General features: G+C 63.0%; 19 protein-coding genes and 1 tRNA gene. 3 read left to right on the top strand and 17 right to left on the bottom strand.

Features of this window, described 5'->3' with window-relative positions:
- From BLT73_RS16430 to BLT73_RS16450, 5 genes are all read right to left on the bottom strand, one after another.
- Positions 1–95: GTP-binding protein (locus BLT73_RS16430; RefSeq protein WP_018590913.1), on the bottom strand; the 95-nt coding region annotated here is incomplete at its 3' end.
- A 96-nt stretch (positions 96–191) separates the two neighbouring features.
- Positions 192–2,315 carry an elongation factor G gene (fusA, locus tag BLT73_RS16435; RefSeq protein ID WP_090525646.1) on the bottom strand — a complete coding sequence of 708 codons (2,124 nt, stop codon included), beginning with the start codon at positions 2,313–2,315 and terminating at the stop codon, positions 192–194.
- A gap of 18 nt (positions 2,316–2,333) precedes the next feature.
- Entirely contained in the window at positions 2,334–2,804 is a 471-nt protein-coding gene (gene rpsG / locus BLT73_RS16440) for a 30S ribosomal protein S7 (RefSeq protein ID WP_090525648.1), read from the bottom strand.
- 12 nt (positions 2,805–2,816) lie between these two features.
- Positions 2,817–3,188: a 30S ribosomal protein S12 gene (rpsL, locus tag BLT73_RS16445; RefSeq protein WP_022705687.1), complete on the bottom strand. Its 372-nt coding sequence runs from the start codon at positions 3,186–3,188 to the stop codon at positions 2,817–2,819.
- Positions 3,189–3,539: 351 nt separating this feature from the next.
- A complete protein-coding gene (locus tag BLT73_RS16450; RefSeq protein ID WP_090525650.1) occupies positions 3,540–4,889 on the bottom strand; it encodes an ATP-binding protein in 1,350 nt (449 codons plus the stop codon).
- Between the two features lie 61 nt (positions 4,890–4,950).
- Between BLT73_RS16450 and BLT73_RS16455 the strand changes: the two genes are divergently transcribed.
- The 3 genes from BLT73_RS16455 (at position 4,951) to BLT73_RS17150 (ending at position 6,583) form a co-directional block, all read left to right on the top strand.
- On the top strand, positions 4,951–5,790 hold the full coding sequence (locus tag BLT73_RS16455) for an MBL fold metallo-hydrolase (protein WP_090525652.1): 840 nt from the start codon (positions 4,951–4,953) through the stop codon (positions 5,788–5,790).
- Positions 5,791–5,850: 60 nt separating this feature from the next.
- Positions 5,851–5,925: transfer RNA gene (locus BLT73_RS16460), tRNA-Asn, on the top strand.
- Between the two features lie 157 nt (positions 5,926–6,082).
- A complete protein-coding gene (locus tag BLT73_RS17150) occupies positions 6,083–6,583 on the top strand; it encodes a hypothetical protein (RefSeq protein ID WP_143025712.1) in 501 nt (166 codons plus the stop codon).
- Here the strand turns inward: BLT73_RS17150 and BLT73_RS16465 are convergent.
- The 12 genes from BLT73_RS16465 to BLT73_RS16515 form a co-directional block, all read right to left on the bottom strand.
- Positions 6,580–7,635 (bottom strand): phage portal protein, encoded by a 1,056-nt coding sequence (locus BLT73_RS16465; protein WP_090525654.1) that lies wholly within the window; start codon positions 7,633–7,635, stop codon positions 6,580–6,582. The two genes, BLT73_RS17150 and BLT73_RS16465, sit on opposite strands and share 4 nt — an antisense overlap.
- A gap of 1 nt (position 7,636) precedes the next feature.
- Positions 7,637–8,179 carry a hypothetical protein gene (locus BLT73_RS16470; protein ID WP_090525656.1) on the bottom strand — a complete coding sequence of 181 codons (543 nt, stop codon included), beginning with the start codon at positions 8,177–8,179 and terminating at the stop codon, positions 7,637–7,639.
- Between the two features lies 1 nt (position 8,180).
- Positions 8,181–8,789, bottom strand: coding sequence for an HK97 family phage prohead protease (locus BLT73_RS16475; RefSeq protein WP_090525658.1), 609 nt, complete (start codon positions 8,787–8,789; stop codon positions 8,181–8,183).
- Between the two features lies 1 nt (position 8,790).
- Positions 8,791–10,047, bottom strand: coding sequence for a phage major capsid protein (locus BLT73_RS16480; RefSeq protein WP_090525660.1), 1,257 nt, complete (start codon positions 10,045–10,047; stop codon positions 8,791–8,793).
- Positions 10,034–10,360: an HNH endonuclease gene (locus tag BLT73_RS16485; RefSeq protein WP_090525662.1), complete on the bottom strand. Its 327-nt coding sequence runs from the start codon at positions 10,358–10,360 to the stop codon at positions 10,034–10,036. The genes BLT73_RS16480 and BLT73_RS16485 overlap by 14 nt, the downstream gene beginning before the upstream one ends.
- The gene (locus BLT73_RS16490) at positions 10,357–10,701 is read right to left on the bottom strand and encodes a hypothetical protein (RefSeq protein ID WP_090525664.1); all 345 of its coding nucleotides are present in this window, start codon (positions 10,699–10,701) and stop codon (positions 10,357–10,359) included. Before BLT73_RS16490 ends, BLT73_RS16485 begins: the two co-directional genes overlap by 4 nt.
- Positions 10,692–12,260 (bottom strand): terminase large subunit domain-containing protein, encoded by a 1,569-nt coding sequence (locus BLT73_RS16495; protein WP_245727387.1) that lies wholly within the window; start codon positions 12,258–12,260, stop codon positions 10,692–10,694. Before BLT73_RS16495 ends, BLT73_RS16490 begins: the two co-directional genes overlap by 10 nt.
- 255 nt (positions 12,261–12,515) lie before the next feature.
- Entirely contained in the window at positions 12,516–13,601 is a 1,086-nt protein-coding gene (locus BLT73_RS16500; RefSeq protein ID WP_090525668.1) for a helicase RepA family protein, read from the bottom strand.
- Entirely contained in the window at positions 13,598–14,395 is a 798-nt protein-coding gene (locus BLT73_RS16505; protein ID WP_176805200.1) for a bifunctional DNA primase/polymerase, read from the bottom strand. The genes BLT73_RS16500 and BLT73_RS16505 overlap by 4 nt, the downstream gene beginning before the upstream one ends.
- Positions 14,392–14,547 (bottom strand): hypothetical protein, encoded by a 156-nt coding sequence (locus BLT73_RS17430; protein WP_176805202.1) that lies wholly within the window; start codon positions 14,545–14,547, stop codon positions 14,392–14,394. Before BLT73_RS17430 ends, BLT73_RS16505 begins: the two co-directional genes overlap by 4 nt.
- Complete coding sequence (locus BLT73_RS16510) at positions 14,544–14,735, bottom strand: helix-turn-helix transcriptional regulator (RefSeq protein WP_090525672.1); 192 nt, start codon at positions 14,733–14,735, stop codon at positions 14,544–14,546. The genes BLT73_RS17430 and BLT73_RS16510 overlap by 4 nt, the downstream gene beginning before the upstream one ends.
- Before the next feature lie 80 nt (positions 14,736–14,815).
- On the bottom strand, positions 14,816–15,350 hold a 535-nt coding region (locus BLT73_RS16515; RefSeq protein ID WP_143025713.1), incomplete at its 5' end, for a DUF2285 domain-containing protein.

Below are 15,350 nucleotides of genomic sequence, written 5' to 3' on the forward strand. Positions count from 1 at the left end.
ATCGCCGCGGTCAGCGTCGTCTTGCCGTGGTCAACATGGCCGATCGTGCCAATGTTGACGTGCGGCTTGTTCCGTTCAAACTTAGCTTTTGCCATAACTGGCTCCTTTTAAACTGGGCGCGGCAGCGCGGCGCGCGCCCGAAATATCTGCGTGTCGCGCGGGGCACGGCGCGCGTGCCCCGCGCATTGCCGTCAGGCGTATTTCTTCTGGATCTCGTCCGAGATGTTCTGCGGCACGGCGTCGTAATGGTCGAACTGCATCGTGAACACCGCGCGGCCCGAGGACATGGAGCGCAGGTTGTTGATATAGCCGAACATGTTGGCAAGCGGCACGAAGGCGTCGATGACGTTGGCATTGCCACGCGCATCCTGGCCGCGCACCATCCCGCGACGGGAGGTCAGGTCACCGATGATCGAGCCGGTATATTCCTCCGGCGTCACCACCTCGACCTTCATGATCGGTTCCAGCAGTTTCGCACCGGCCTTGCGCAGACCTTCACGCATCGCGGCGCGCGAGGCGATCTCGAAGGCCAGCACCGAGGAGTCGACATCGTGGAACGCACCGTCGATCAGCGCGACCTTGAAATCGATCACCGGGAAGCCCGCGAGCGGACCGGAATCCATCACCGACTTGATGCCTTTCTCGACGCCCGGAATGTATTCCTTGGGCACCGCACCGCCGACGATCTTGGATTCGAACGAATAGCCTTCGCCCGGCTCGGTGGGCGTGATGACCATCTTCACGCGCGCGAACTGGCCGGTCCCGCCGGTCTGTTTCTTGTGCGTATAGTCGATCTCGGCCTCAGTCGAGATGGTTTCACGGTAAGCCACCTGCGGCGCACCGATATTCGCCTCGACCTTGAACTCGCGCTTCATGCGGTCGACCAGAATGTCGAGATGAAGTTCGCCCATCCCCTTCATGATCGTCTGACCCGATTCCAGATCGGTCTCGACGCGGAAGGACGGGTCTTCGGCAGCCAGGCGCTGCAGGGCGAGGCCCATCTTTTCCTGGTCGGCCTTGGACTTGGGCTCCACCGCGATCTCGATCACCGGCTCGGGGAAGGTCATGGTTTCCAGAACCACCGGCTTCGACGGATCGCACAGCGTGTCGCCCGTGGTGGTTTCCTTCAGACCCGCGAGCGCGATGATGTCGCCGGCATAGGCGTTGTCGATTTCCTCGCGGTTGTTCGAGTGCATCAGCATCATCCGGCCGACACGCTCGCGCTTGCCCTTGGTCGAGTTCAGCATGCCGTCGCCCTTGCCGACGACGCCCGAATAGATCCGGGTGAAGGTCAGCGAGCCGACGAAGGGGTCGTTCATGATCTTGAACGCCAGCGCCGAGAAGGGCGCGGAATCGTCGGCCGGGCGCTCGATATTGCGCTCTTCATTCTCGTCATCGGGCGAGAAGCCCATCAGGACGGGCACGTCGATCGGCGCCGGCAGGAAGTCGATCACCGCGTTAAGAAGCGGCTGCACACCCTTGTTCTTGAACGCAGAACCGGCCATGACCGGGAAGAAGCTCAGCGACAGCGTGCCCTGGCGGATCAGCTTGCGCAGCGTGGCCTCGTCGGGCTCGTTACCCTCCAGATAGGCTTCCATCGCATCATCGTCCTGCTCGACGGCAAGCTCGATCATGTTGTTGCGCCATTCCTCGGCCTGGTCCTTCAGCTCGTCACGGATCGGCTGACGGGTCCAGGACGCGCCAAGATCCTCGCCGCGCCAGGTCCATTCTTCCATCTTGATGAGGTCGATGATGCCTTCCAGCTTGTCCTCGGCGCCGATCGGCAGGGCGATCGGGCACGGGGTGCCGCCGGTGCGGTCCTTGATCATCTTGACGCAGTTGAAGAAGTCGGCGCCGATCTTGTCCATCTTGTTGACGAACACGATGCGCGGCACCTTGTAGCGGTCGGCCTGGCGCCAGACGGTTTCGGTCTGCGGCTCGACACCGGCATTGGCGTCCAGAAGGCAGATCGCGCCGTCCAGAACCGCCAGCGAGCGCTCCACCTCGATGGTGAAGTCGACGTGGCCGGGGGTGTCGATGATGTTGAAGCGGAACTTGGTGTCCGAGGTGCCTTCCTGGGTCGGGTCTTCCTGACGCTGCCAGAAGGTCGTGGTCGCGGCGGAGGTGATGGTGATGCCGCGCTCGGCCTCCTGCTCCATCCAGTCCATGGTGGCGGCGCCATCATGGACTTCACCGATCTTGTGCGACTTGCCGGTGTAGTAAAGGATACGCTCAGTCGTCGTCGTCTTGCCGGCATCGATGTGGGCCATGATGCCGAAGTTGCGATAACGCTGAATCGGATAATCGCGTGCCATTAAGGGCCTTCCTTCCGTTTACCAGCGATAATGGCTGAACGCCTTGTTCGCGTCGGCCATCTTGTGAGTGTCTTCGCGCTTCTTGACGGCGGTGCCGCGGCCATTGACGGCATCGGCAAGCTCACCGGCCAGGCGCTCTTCCATGGTGTTTTCGTTGCGGTTCTTGGCCGCGGTGATCAGCCAGCGGATCGCCAGCGCCTCGCGGCGGGTCGGGCGAACCTCGACCGGGACCTGATAGGTGGCACCGCCGACGCGGCGCGAGCGCACCTCGACCGAGGGTTTCACATTGTCGAGGGCTTCGTGAAAGATCTCCACCGGCTCGCGCTTCAGCTTCGATTCCACGCGGTCGAGCGCGTTGTAGACGATGCGTTCGGCGGTCGATTTCTTGCCGTCAACCATCAGGTTGTTCATGAATTTGGTCAGCACGCGATCGCCATATTTGGCGTCGGGCAGGACTTCGCGCTTCTCAGCGGCGTGACGACGGGACATCTGTGTATCTCCTTACTTCGGACGCTTGGCGCCGTATTTCGAACGACGCTGGCGGCGGTCTTTGACGCCCTGGGTATCCAGCACACCGCGCAGGATGTGGTAACGGACACCCGGAAGGTCTTTCACACGGCCGCCACGGATCAGCACGACGCTGTGTTCCTGGAGGTTGTGCTTTTCGCCCGGAATATAGGAGATGACCTCGAAGCCATTGGTCAGCCGCACCTTGGCGACCTTCCGCATGGCGGAGTTCGGTTTCTTCGGCGTCGTGGTATAGACGCGCGTGCAGACGCCGCGCTTCTGCGGGCATCCCTGGAGGTGCTGCGATTTGGATCGCTGCACTTTCGGCTGCCGCGGCTTGCGGATCAGCTGTTGAATCGTCGGCATTCGGTTCCCCGTCTTGCTTCTGTCAATACTCGCAACCACCCGGCTGCGCCACTTCTCGACGGCCAGTTGCGCGAATCGCAAAAAGCCAAAGCCCCATCCGTTCCCGTTGCCGGGGCGGCGGGGCCATCCAGCGGATTTCCGGCCAAGACCAGGGCCAAGGGCCGAAATCCCGACCATCAAGTTCTGCAACCCGGAACGCAGGCGCCCCGGATCGGGCGGGCTATAGGCGGAATCGCTGGGGGTGTCAACAAGCGGCGCGTGTGAAACGCCCGCCCGGATCAGGCCGTCCTGGCCGTGATATGGGCTGCGCGGCCGCCGCGTGCAACCCCGCCCTTCGGCCTGCGCGACGGCTCAGCGCGGAAAGGCGATCTCGGCGCGCAGCCCGCCCAGATCGGCGCTGCGCGTCAGGCGAAGCTGACCCCCCAGGTGCCGCGCCGCATCGGCGGCGATGGCCAGCCCCAGCCCGGCCCCCTCGCCCCGGTTGCGCGACCGGCCGGGATCGAGCCGGCTGAACGGGCGCAGCGCCTCCTCGTGCCGGTCCTCGGGGATGCCCGGCCCGTCATCCTCCACCGCGATGCGCAGCGCGCGCCGGGTCAGCCCCAGCTCGATCCGCGTCTCGTCGCCGTAGCGGACGGCATTGCCGATCAGGTTCTCGATGGCGCGGCGCAGCATGTCGGGCCGGAACGTGGCCCGGTCAGAGGGCGACACGCCCGGCGCGTGCAGCGCGATGCGATGGCCCGCCCGCCCCGCATCCTCGATGATGCGCTGCACGAAGGGCAGCAGCGCCACCGTCTCGGCCTCGCCGTCCTGGGCCACGTCGCGGGCATAGGCGAGGAACGCGTTGACCATCGCCGACATCTCCTCGACATCGCGCCGCATCGCCGCGATCTCCCCCTCATCCGGCTCGATCTCCGGCGACAGCATGGAGAGCGACAATTGCAGCCGCGTCAGCGGCGTGCGCAGATCATGGCTGATCCCGGTCAGCATCATGCCGCGCTGCTCGGCCAGCCGCTCCAGCCGGTTGCGCATGTCCAGAAAAGCGGCCCCGGCGCTGCGGATCTCCACCGCGCCGCCGGGGCGATAGGGGATCAGCCGCCCCTTGCCATAGCTGTCCGCCGCCTGCGCCAGCCGCTTGATCGGGCGAAGCTGGTTGCGCAGGAACAGCCCCGCAATCACCGTCATCAGCGCGGCGGTGAACCCCAGCAGCACCAGAAGCTGATGCGGATTGGACGCGCTGACCCGTTCGCGCTTGAAGCTGAGCGTATAGCTGCCATCCGTGCCCAGCATCCCCAGCCGCACCCGGTCCAGATCGCCCAGCTCGACCGCGCGCAATCCGGGAAGCTGATCCCGCAGCTCGTCGGCCACGATCCGGCCCGACACGTCATAGAACACCCGGCTGTCGCTGACCGGCTCGCCCGGCACATCCAGTTGCAGGTCCAGATTGCGCGCCACATAGGTCGCTTCCTGCTGCGCCGCGTCGCGTGTCGGGCCGCCATCCAGGCTTTGCGCCACGAAACCGATCTCGCGCGCGACGCTGCGGGTCATCTGCCGCGTCACATCCTCGAAATGGCGCTGCAGGAACATCACCGTCACCACCAGCACCAGCGTGAAGACCGGCAGGAGCAGGATCAGCACCGCCCGGCCATAGAGCCCCCGCGGCATGACCCGTTTCAGCCAGTCGAGATCCGGTCCGAATTGCATGGCGCCCCCTGCTCAGCCCGGCTAGGTTAGTCGCCGCAACCGACAAGGGAAACCCGCCGCGATGCTGCAGACCATCCTCGCGCCCAACCCCTCGCCGCTGACCGGGCCCGGCACGAACAGCTTCCTGCTGGGCGACCGAGAGATCGCCGTGATCGACCCCGGCCCCGACATTGCCAGCCATCGCGACGCCATTCTGGCGGCGGCGCAGGGCCGGATCACGCATATCCTCGTGACCCATGCCCATCTGGACCATTCGGCGGGTGCGGCGGCGCTGTCGGCGGCCACCGGCGCGCCGGTGCTGGCCTTCGGCACCGCCGAGACCGGCCGCTCGCCGGTGATGGAGACGCTGGCCTGCACCACCGGCGGTGGCGAGGGGCGCGATCTGGCGTTCCGCCCCGACCGGCTGCTTCGCGACGGCGACACGGTCGAGGGCGCGGGCTGGCGGCTGACCGCGATCCACACTCCGGGTCATATGGGCAATCACCTCTCCTTCCTGTGGGAGGATCGGCTGTTCTGCGGCGATCTGGTGCTCGGCTGGTCTTCCACCCTGATCTCGCCCCCCGATGGCGATCTGCTGGATTATTTCCGCAGTCTCGACCGTGTTGACGCGCTGCGTCCGGCCCGGCTCTTGCCCGCCCATGGCGACCCGGTGGAGGCGCCTGCCCCCCGGATCGCCGAACTGCGCGCCCATCGCCGCGACCGCAGCGCCCAGATCCTGCGCGCCCTCGCCGATGGCCCGGCCGATCCCGCGACGCTGGCCGCAAGGATCTATGACGTGCCCGCCCAATTGATGCCCGCCGCCGCCCGCAACGTGCTGGCCCATCTGATCGCGCTGAGCGAGCTCGGCGCCACCGATCCCGCCGGCCCGATCACCCCGGAGACTGAATTCTCGCTGAGGTGAAAATTTTGCGACATCCCCTCTGGACGCCCCCGATTCCCATTGCTATATCGCCCCCCGTGTTCCGGCGTAGCTCAGCGGTAGAGCAGTTGACTGTTAATCAATTGGTCGTAGGTTCGATCCCTACCGCCGGAGCCAAAAACCCCCAAGAAATCAATAACTTAGATTAAGTCGCGTCAAGCGGCCTTGGTGGATTTTTGCTTGGGGTAACATCTGGGGTAACAAGCTGCCGCCTTGACGCTAGGTTGAGTTTCCATGACTGTTTGCGTCGATTGACTGAGATAGGAATCCTGACGTGACCGATTTTGCTAGTCGCCTGCGGGCACAAAAAAAGGCTCTTGAAGCTGAGAAGCGCACCCAAGACGAAGAACGCGCCAGTGAAAGCGCCGCAAGGCAAAAAATTCTTGAAGAACAGGTTGAGTTACTACGTTCGGTCGTCATGCCTGTATTGAACGACTGTCAGCGCGAATTGCAGGCAGAAGGTATGGACCTTCGAGTCGATGAAGAATTTGACGTGCAAAACTATATGGTCCCCCGCAACGCGGCACTAAAAATTTCCTGCGGCTCACCGGCACGACGATCCGACGGCTACAGATTCGAGAGTAGGCCGCTTTTCGTTGAAGTGCAGGACGATCAGTTTGGAATTGAAATTGGGGAAAAGCACGCGCGACGTCCTTCAAAGAGTATAACGCGAGTGTCGCGGGATGAGGTGGAAGATAAGATTCAAGAGAGCGTGCTTGAGTTGACTGGCGAGGCCCTTAAGGAATGGCAGTCCTCGCCAGCACGGGACGTTTAGTCAGCATCCCAACCCACCAACTTCATTGCCGTATCAGCATCAACGCCCGCCTCTTTCGCCAGCGCCAGAGCCTGCACCACGCCCGCCGCAGCACGGGCACGGCCCCCGGCGTCATAAGCCTGTAGCGGCCTGAGCGTATCCATCTGGACCGGCTGGCCCAGCTTGTCTGTCAGTTCCTCGGAAACGATCTCTGCCAAGGGCTGTAGCGTCCAAGTCGCCAATTGGCGTTGCCCTTCCCTCACTAGGGGTCCCTGAGCGTTGCGCGCCAGCATGGCAGGCAACACGCCAAAGGCGCAGAGGATCGCATCGCGCGCCGCCCCATGCGCCCCCAAGGCGTCGGTCTTTTGCAAGTCCGGGGTCAGGTCCTGGGGCTTCCAATCGGAATTGGGCTGGGGTCCACCGGCGGCTTGGACGCTGACACTTTCGCGCACCAGCATTTTGCCCCGCGCCCCTTTGAACCCGCGCGCGATGTCCTGCAAATCGGCTTCCTTGCTTTCCGGCATGGGCACCACGCCAGAGCCAATGGGCGCGTCCCGATACACGTCAGACAAGAGCGTTTCCATCGTTTGCAGCAGGCCCGCAGACAGGCCAGAGCGGTGCAGCGGGGGCGTTCCGGCCCACGGTTGCCGCGCATCTGCCCCGGTCACGATATGGGCAACCTCACCCGCAAGAGCCGTCACCGTCTGCCCGCCGCCAATGTCAGGCAAAGTCAGGCGGTATGCGGTCGGACGGCCCAGCCGCGTTTGAAGGTCCCAATCGCTCACTGGCACCATCGCATCATCGGTGATGTAGAACACGGCTTCACCCCGCAAGGCCAGTTGCCGCGCCATCACGGCCCGCAGGCGACGGGTCAACAGGTCGGTGCCGTCTACATCCGCCATCGCAAAGCCCGCTTCCCAGAAGGATACGCAAGACTGCACCGCGCTTGTGAGTTCCGCCGCGCCCGTGGTGCCGGTGATGTATTCGGCCCGGCTGGCCATCATCAACGCCGTGTATCCGGTATCCGCCGCGCGGGTTTCAGTCTCAGGCTGTTTTCGTTTGAATGGCCACATATCAAGCCCTCCGATATGGGCGCAGCAAGTCCGCCGCGCCGCTGTATTGCATCGCCCGCGCCAGCCATGACGGATAGCGCCGGTAACTTTCCTGAATTGCCCCGCCAAGGTTTACCGAATAGTCGGTTGCCCCGGCGCGTTCCTCGGTATCAACGCTGTATTCTGCCAACCGCTTGAACGCCGCCAAGACAGGCGCGGGCACGTCACCGCCCCCCACCTGAGCCGTGATCTTGAACGTCCCGTCAAAGGGCAGAGCGATGCCAAGGGGGCCATCCAGTAGGGTTAGGCTGGCCCATGCCGCGCCATCCCAATGATGAGCGACACGCGACACAATCGGGGTCAAGGGCGGGTGCCATTGGTCGCCAGCATCGCCCAGGATCGTCCACACCACCTCGCGCGGGGTCCACCTATGCGCGCAATAGTCCTCGATCCGTGCCCAGATCATGTCTGCATCAAGCGCCGCCGCGTCTGGCGACAGGCCCGAAGGCGCATCGGGATACGCCGCCGGGACCGCCTCGAATTGCTTTAGAATATCAACCGTCATGTCAGGCCCTCCACCGCATAGCCGGGGGCCGGATCAGGCGCGGTTTGTCTGGCGTCCAGTTCCGCACCTCCTCCACCTCAGCATCTTCATACGCCGCCCGCGTGACCGCAGAGATTTCAAACAAGACCGCCGCGAAAATCGTTCGGATGAGCGCCCGCCCAAGGTTGGGGTCCTCCTCCTCGACCTTTTCAGCATTGGGCACCGTCTGTTGCGGCGGGATACGGAAACCGGGCGACAGGCCCAGCACCAGCCCCGCCCGATAGGCCGCAAGAAAGTCCTGCACCCATGACGCCTGTTGCGCGTCCGGGGTTAGCAGGGCTTCCATGCGCAATTCGGTGTCGGTGTCCTCAAATTCCAAGGTGCCCGCCTTGCGGCTGGCAAGCGGCTTGTCAAACCGATGCCCGCTCAGAAAGTGAATATCCTGCTCAGGATCATCCACCGCGAACGAAAACGCCCGCGATGCAAATTGCTCTTTGCGGGGGCGTCCGCCGTTGCGGCCCCCGTCGCTGATCGTGGCCAGCTTGTTATATGGGAATTTGCCCCGAAAGCGGACGGCACCGCCGGGGGCTTCCCGCAGTTCAAGACTGCCGATGTTCGGTGCCGTCAGCATCTTACTGCAACCCCGTCAGAAGGTGCAGGCCAGTTGCACGGGGCACCTGCATGTCAACCGTTTGCAGCGCCGTGATGCGCAGCTCACCCGATTGCGCGCCACTGTAAATGTCGCGGATGAGGTCAATTCCGCCCCAGACACCAAGGAACGCAGGCGCGATACCGGCATTGCAGGTCAAGAGCGCGTCACTTTCCTCAGGGCTACCAGACGGCGCGGCAAGCGCGTTGGTCGCCAGCACGATATTGCCAGCACCAAAGCGCCGGGTCAGGCGGTCCCATTCCGTGTCAGAGGTGCCGGTGATGAACGCATCATCCAGCGCCGCCCAGAGTTCGGGGCGGATCATCAGCTTGACACCGGACGGGCCTTCGATCGCGTTGGCGTTGATGAACGTGGTCAGCACATCGCGGAACGCCGCATAAGATGCCGCCGCATCAATCGCCGTGGTGCCGATACCGTAGGTGGATTGCCCCGCGATGATGCCCAGAGGCTCACCATCAGCGCCAGAGCCTTGGAACACGGCCCGGTCAAGTTCAACCCGCATCACGTTCCCCAGGTCGCGCCGGATTGCCTGTTCCAGACCGGCCCCGGATTGCGCCAGCGCCTTACGGGTGACGCGAACGTGCCCGCCAAGCGTGTGATCCGGCTTCAATGCCTTGTCGGTTGTGGTCAGAGCAGACGGCCCCGGCACATTGGCATTTTCCGACGCGGCCCAGCCCGCCGTTGCGCCATTGGTCACAAGCGGCCATTCCGTTTCGCCAACCCCGATGTTGATGACGTTCACCCCCATGCGGGTGGCCACCGAATTGGCAAAAAGCCGGTCCACAATCGGGCGCGTGTTCATCGGGTTGGGCGTCCCGCTCGACACCGTTTCACCGGCCCGAACCTCAAGGGCTTCCATTGGGATAGGCGTTCCGGTGAAACGGCCTTTGGAGCGCATTTCCTGCACCACCTCAGCCGTTGCCCCTTCCAAGGCTTGCCCGGTATCCATGTTCAGCAGGACTTGCCGAACCTCGAACCGGGACACCAGATCCTGATATTCTTTGCCGTCGCGGGTTTCCATTTCGGCCCCCGCTTCCCGGCGTCCTTCATCCTCAGAGACAAGGGCGGCGCGGTATTGGACTTCCTTGGCGCGATATTCCGCGTCAAGTTCGCCCATCTTGCGCACCTCATCCTCGGACGGGGTTTCGATATTTGCCAGTTCGGCAAGGTTCTGCCGGATTTCAGACCGGCGCAGTTCAAGACGTTTAGATGCCAGCATTGGTTTTTCCTTTCATGCTCGACAGGAGATTGCGCCAGTCTTGGCGCGGCTTATTGAGGGGCGCGTGACCTACCTCAATTCGGGTCTTGCGGGCGTGACAGGACCCGCAAAGAATTTGGAGATTGGCCAGCGAATAGGCCAAGTCAGGGCGGTCCCGGACGGGCAAAACATGGTCGCATTTCAGCCCCTTGCGGGTGCCGCACTGGACGCACCGCCATTCATCCCGCTCAAGGGCTTGCAGGCGTAGAAACTTCCACCGATTGCCCCGGCACACCTTGGCGCTATGGCGCATGTATTCCTTGCGACGGCTCATCGGCGCACCTGCAAATCATACATCCGCACGGTTCCATCGGGGGCCAGCGGTGTGACATTGGCGATGGAATACTCAGCGCCGCCAATGGTCAGCCGATCCGCCAAGTTCGGCACAATGTCCAAGCCCACAACAGACACCAGCACCCGCAGGTCATTTGCCTGAATAAGCGTCCCGTCGCGGTGTTCCTGTTCATAGTCAACCACGGCCACGATTGCCGTGTGAAACGTGGGCGTTCCCGGTTCCGGGTCCCAAGGCGTTCCACCGGACTCGCCGGGGCGTTCAAAAGTGGCCGTTTGTCCAAACCTCTTGATAATCCGCGATGCTGTTTCGATCATGCCCATGCCATGCGCCCCCCTGAGATTGCGGGCGCGCGTTTCATGCGCTGCCCCTGAGCGACGGCCACAACGGTCGCGGCCACGGGGTCCACCCGGCCCGTGCTACGTCCAGCCGCCAATTTGTGATTGCCCGCCGGGTCCACCAGCGTGATCGCGTCCGCAAATGCAGACCGCAGCAAGAGCGACGGCACCGTGCGCACCTGCCCCTCGAACACCGCGCGCCGGGTCCGCTCAATATCCTCTGAGCCATCTTTCCATCCGAACCCGCGCCAGATGAACGGCACCCGCTCAAGGCCCGCGTCCCGCAATGCTTCCAGAAACTCAGCATGGCGGAACCTGTCACCCGCGATTGCCGCCGGGGCCTGCCCGTTCAGCCGCTCAACAACGCTGGCAAGGAACCGGCCCACGGGCACGGTCGTGTCGCCCATCGTCACCAGTTCGCCCCGGTCGGACATTTCGACATAGCGATGCGACACGCCGTCAGCTTGGCCACGATCCGCAAGGCCCGGATTGCACGGGAAAGCCCCAACACATTCCAACCGCCCCGTCTCAGCCCAATAAAGCGCCGCCGCCGACATTGACCGGGACCCGCCCAGATCAACGCCCAGGACAACCGGCCCGTCACGCGGGGGCAGATCATCGGGCGCAACCTCGCAGGCCAGCCATTCATCGACAGTCAGCAACACCGAACGATTGTCAGAGGCGACACGTTCATTTCGGTTGAGGTTGCGGAAACTGGACAGGGCAGAGCCGCCCCGTGCAATCGCCCGCCGCGCCTGAGCCGTCAGCCATTCCGCAGACGGGCCGATGCCCTCAGCCGCGCCGGGATTGGCCACCAGAAGGCTTGCCAGATCGTCAGGGGGCAAACCCGCGTCGGGGCGATGTTCCTGCACATAGGTGCCGGGGGGCGGTTCATCCAACCACCGGCTAAACGTGTTCGCATCATCCGGCGCGCTGGTGCTGATAATCAGGGCGCGGCCATCGCGCTTGCCCAGACCGGACAGGATAGCGTTTTCCAACGCATCGCCTTTTTCTCTTTCCCAAGCGGCCCGTTCATCCAAGATTGCCAGCGTCGGGGCACCGCCCAAGATGCTCTTGCCATCCGCCGCGATAACCCGCGCCAGCCCGCCGCCATTCTCAGACGTTTCCACTTCCAGCTTGGAACCGCGCCGGATCGTGAATTGCTTTTGCTCATCCTCTGGCAAGCCCTCAATGAACCCCAAGAGGAACCCGAAAGCCGTCTTGGCTTGGTCGCGGTTGCGCGCCGCAAAGAGGATTTCGCGTTTCGGCTGGGGGGCAATCTCGCCCATCAGGTGCCCCAAGGCGATGCCCGCGCTCAGAGCCGTCTTGGCGTTGCCCCGGCCAATCGAAAGGCAACCCGCCTCGACGCCCTTGGCGAACGCGCCGCGCACAAAGTCTTTCTGATAGGACGCCAGCCGCAACCGTTTCCCGGCCAAGCGGCCCTCAGGGACCACCAGCTTGGGGAGGAAACGCAGCGCCGCCGATGCCTCTTTGGATGCCCTAGCCATCATTTTTCCCCCGATTTTTTGGGAGAGAGAAAGCAAGACCCCGCACCGCGCCCGCACCGTGCCCGCATCGTGACCGCATTGGGACCACATTGGCGACCACGTTGGCACCACGTTGCACCCACTTGCACCCACTGGGTCCCACTGGGGGTAATTGGGAATTGGGACAGGGCGGACGGGGCCAACCCATCGGACGTTTCGGACAAACCATAGGGGTTTGTCCTGTCCGTCCGGCTTATTGGGCGTTGGACAAGTCTGGACTGTCCGCCGTTTGTCCTGTCCGTCCGGTGAAGGTCAATCATCCTGCACCCTCCACACATAGTCGCCAAAGATGCGCACCGCGTCCAAATCCATCAGCCTATCTTTGGCGCGGGTGAACGCCTTACGCTCTGCATCGGCTTTCTTCTTTGGGTCCTCATCACTGGTGGACGCCAGACCATGCTTGGCGCAGGCGTCCCGCCACTGGTGGAGGTGAACCACCTTGCGATTGGTCGGATACAAGTTGCCCGTCCGTTTCTCGCCGTGGTCGCGCAGAGCATCCTGAAGCGCCTGCAATGCCACCTCATCACGGCCCTTAAGCGGCTTGGCTTCTTTCTTGGGCGGTTCGGCCTCATCGACCACCGCGCTTGTCACCGGGTCGCCATCCTCATCGACACCCAGCACCACAGACCGCAGCTTGAAATGCAGCGGCTCAGGCGGCTCTTGATCGCGTTGCTTCCGGGACAGGATTTCGCCATCGGCTGTCACCTGTATCTCGTTATCCACCGCTGCCCGCAGGGCAGAGGAACCCCGCGCGCCCCGGTCCTCATCCTTGCCGGTGTGGTGGATCACCATGACGTGCGCGCCCGTGGCCTCTCGGATCAGGTCACAGTTGCGAACGAACATGGCCGCATCCTTGGCGGTGTTCTCATCGCCCGTGCCCATAGACCGGGCCAACGTGTCGATAACCACAAGTGCAGGGTCCGCGTCTGGCATGATCTCGCACACCGCCAGAGCATCACCCTGCCCGTGCAGGTCCAAGCCGACAGGCAACAGGGTGAAGGGCGCCGTGCTCATATCCGGTTTGTCCCGCTTGATCGCGGCCAGACGGTTGCGGATGCCTGCCCCGCCCTCAGCCGCGATGTAGAGGACCGGCCCGCCGTTCACGCGCAACTCGCGCCACGGCTGGCCCGCCGCGATGTGCATGGCAATGTCCAATGCCACGAATGTCTTGCCCGCGTTGGACGGCCCGTAGAGCATCGAAAGGCAATTACGATCCAGCCAGCCCTTGACCATGTAGTTACTGGTCAACACCGCCTCGATTGCCCCAAGGCTCACAAGGCGGTTCTCTATCTCGGACGCGCGGGACCGGCGCATGTCGCCCATGTTAATCACAGTCATGCCGCCCACCTCCGCGCAATATCGGACAGGTCGGCACCGTATTGACGGGCCAGCGCCGGGACGGTCGCCCAGGATACGCCGTTACGCTTGAAGCTGCGCCACTTGGCGGCAACATCACCCTTGCGATATTTCTGCCCCGTGGCGCTCCACCGATCAGCAAGGGCAAGCCCTTCCTCGGAGCCGCCGAAGCGCTCGTGCAGCGCCATCAGGACGGACACCCAATCCTGATAGGGCAGGTCCGCCGGGATATGGGCTAACAGTTCTTCAACCTCGCCCTTGGGCGTGATCCGGTCAAATGAACGCTGGGGCGAAGGTGGCGTGTGCAAGAGCATAGCCCGCAAGCCCATCGGCACCTTGGGAAAGAATTGCGGAACACTGCCCGCATAGAACCCACCGGCAACCTGTGATCCGGGCGCGACCACGTAACCGCCTTCGCCGCGCGTGTCGATCTTGGGGCCGATCTTGGACGTGCTGTTGCGCGCGCCCTCGAAGTGCTGGCAATAGATATGACGGCCCCCTGAGGGGGTCATCACATAGGCATGGTCATAGAGGGACGCATAGCGCGGCATTGCCAGCAGACTATCCCGCCCGATCCGTTCGCCCGTTTCCTTGTCAACGTCCAAGTCAATCACGAACAAGCCGTTGCGCGCGCCAGTCGGGATGCCCCATGCCCGCGCGCCTTGTGCCTGCCATTGCGCGATGGTCGCGGTGTCTTTGGTGGCCTTGTCTTGCCAGCCTGTCACCAGAGGGGCCTTGTCAGGCCCCACCGGGAAGATATTGAACGGGATATTCATGCCGCCACCCCGCAGAAGTGGCGCAGAATAATCGCTGGCGCTCCGGCCCATTCCGGGCTATCTTTCGGGGGAAGCTGGACGGCTTCAAAAGACTTGTAAGCGTCGGGTGCAGTTGCCGCTGCCCCGGCGTTTTTCATGTCGGTGTTGCTCATGCGGCCACCTCGGCCTGAGCGTCCAGCCAATCGGAAACGTCAGCTTCGCGCCAGTAGCGGCGACGGGCGATGTAAATGGGCTTGGGGAAGTTCAGCGCCGGGTCATTCAGCCAGCGCCAGAGGGTCATATCAGAGACGCCGCCAAGTGCGTCACGCACCGCCGCCGCCGTCAGCAATTTGGAAGTCATGGGCCTACCTCGTTAGAACAGGTTAGGCCCCCTAATATTCATGGATTTCGCAGACTGGGGATTGCGGAAAGAGCTTGACGCTAAAACCGGAACGCTTGCCCCTTGGCTTGTTCCAGAGCGTTGCCAGCGGCGCGCGCATCGCGCCTTGCCATGGTGGCGGGCAGTATTTCAGCCATTTCGGCAAGGCTTGCCCCTGCCGCTCGCGCGTCCAACAGTCGAAGGTAAGTCAGCCACTTTTCAGGATGATGTTTGACGTTCTTAATTTCCTTCACGCAGTCATTTTCATCATCATACCAATGCGATGTGTAGCAATCCTCAAGTTCCTTTTTTGCATCCGCCAGTTGCGGCCCTAGCGGCAAAGAAAGGTCGAATGTCAACGACACAAGGTTGGGCGCTTCGACCTCTACCACCTCGCCAGTATCGTCAAACTGGTAACTGACGCCATCCATCCCACCGAAGATAAGGCCAGACCCCCAAACCGGCCCGCCAAACATCCAATCGCTTAACACCGGGTCAAAAAAGGTAATCCTCCCCATGGTTAAGGGGATGCGGAAGTAGAATTTTCTCGGCAGACTCGATGAGGAGATTCTGATGAAGAAGACGAGATTTACCGAG

The sequence above is a fragment of the Paracoccus isoporae genome (assembly GCF_900101865.1).
GTDB lineage: Bacteria > Pseudomonadota > Alphaproteobacteria > Rhodobacterales > Rhodobacteraceae > Paracoccus > Paracoccus isoporae.

Excerpts from the sequence above, each read along its gene's own strand:
- fusA (WP_090525646.1), bottom strand. The coding sequence starts at position 2,315 with ATGGCACGCGATTATCCGATTCAGCGTTATCGCAACTTCGGCATCATG.
- rpsG (WP_090525648.1), bottom strand. The coding sequence starts at position 2,804 with ATGTCCCGTCGTCACGCCGCTGAGAAGCGCGAAGTCCTGCCCGACGCC.
- rpsL (WP_022705687.1), bottom strand. The coding sequence starts at position 3,188 with ATGCCGACGATTCAACAGCTGATCCGCAAGCCGCGGCAGCCGAAAGTG.
- BLT73_RS16450 (WP_090525650.1), bottom strand. The coding sequence starts at position 4,889 with ATGCAATTCGGACCGGATCTCGACTGGCTGAAACGGGTCATGCCGCGG.
- BLT73_RS16455 (WP_090525652.1), top strand. The coding sequence starts at position 4,951 with ATGCTGCAGACCATCCTCGCGCCCAACCCCTCGCCGCTGACCGGGCCC.
- BLT73_RS16465 (WP_090525654.1), bottom strand. The coding sequence starts at position 7,635 with ATGTGGCCATTCAAACGAAAACAGCCTGAGACTGAAACCCGCGCGGCG.
- BLT73_RS16470 (WP_090525656.1), bottom strand. The coding sequence starts at position 8,179 with ATGACGGTTGATATTCTAAAGCAATTCGAGGCGGTCCCGGCGGCGTAT.
- BLT73_RS16475 (WP_090525658.1), bottom strand. The coding sequence starts at position 8,789 with ATGCTGACGGCACCGAACATCGGCAGTCTTGAACTGCGGGAAGCCCCC.
- BLT73_RS16480 (WP_090525660.1), bottom strand. The coding sequence starts at position 10,047 with ATGCTGGCATCTAAACGTCTTGAACTGCGCCGGTCTGAAATCCGGCAG.
- BLT73_RS16485 (WP_090525662.1), bottom strand. The coding sequence starts at position 10,360 with ATGAGCCGTCGCAAGGAATACATGCGCCATAGCGCCAAGGTGTGCCGG.
- BLT73_RS16490 (WP_090525664.1), bottom strand. The coding sequence starts at position 10,701 with ATGGGCATGATCGAAACAGCATCGCGGATTATCAAGAGGTTTGGACAA.
- BLT73_RS16500 (WP_090525668.1), bottom strand. The coding sequence starts at position 13,601 with ATGACTGTGATTAACATGGGCGACATGCGCCGGTCCCGCGCGTCCGAG.
- BLT73_RS16505 (WP_176805200.1), bottom strand. The coding sequence starts at position 14,395 with ATGAATATCCCGTTCAATATCTTCCCGGTGGGGCCTGACAAGGCCCCT.
- BLT73_RS17430 (WP_176805202.1), bottom strand. The coding sequence starts at position 14,547 with ATGAGCAACACCGACATGAAAAACGCCGGGGCAGCGGCAACTGCACCC.
- BLT73_RS16510 (WP_090525672.1), bottom strand. The coding sequence starts at position 14,735 with ATGACTTCCAAATTGCTGACGGCGGCGGCGGTGCGTGACGCACTTGGC.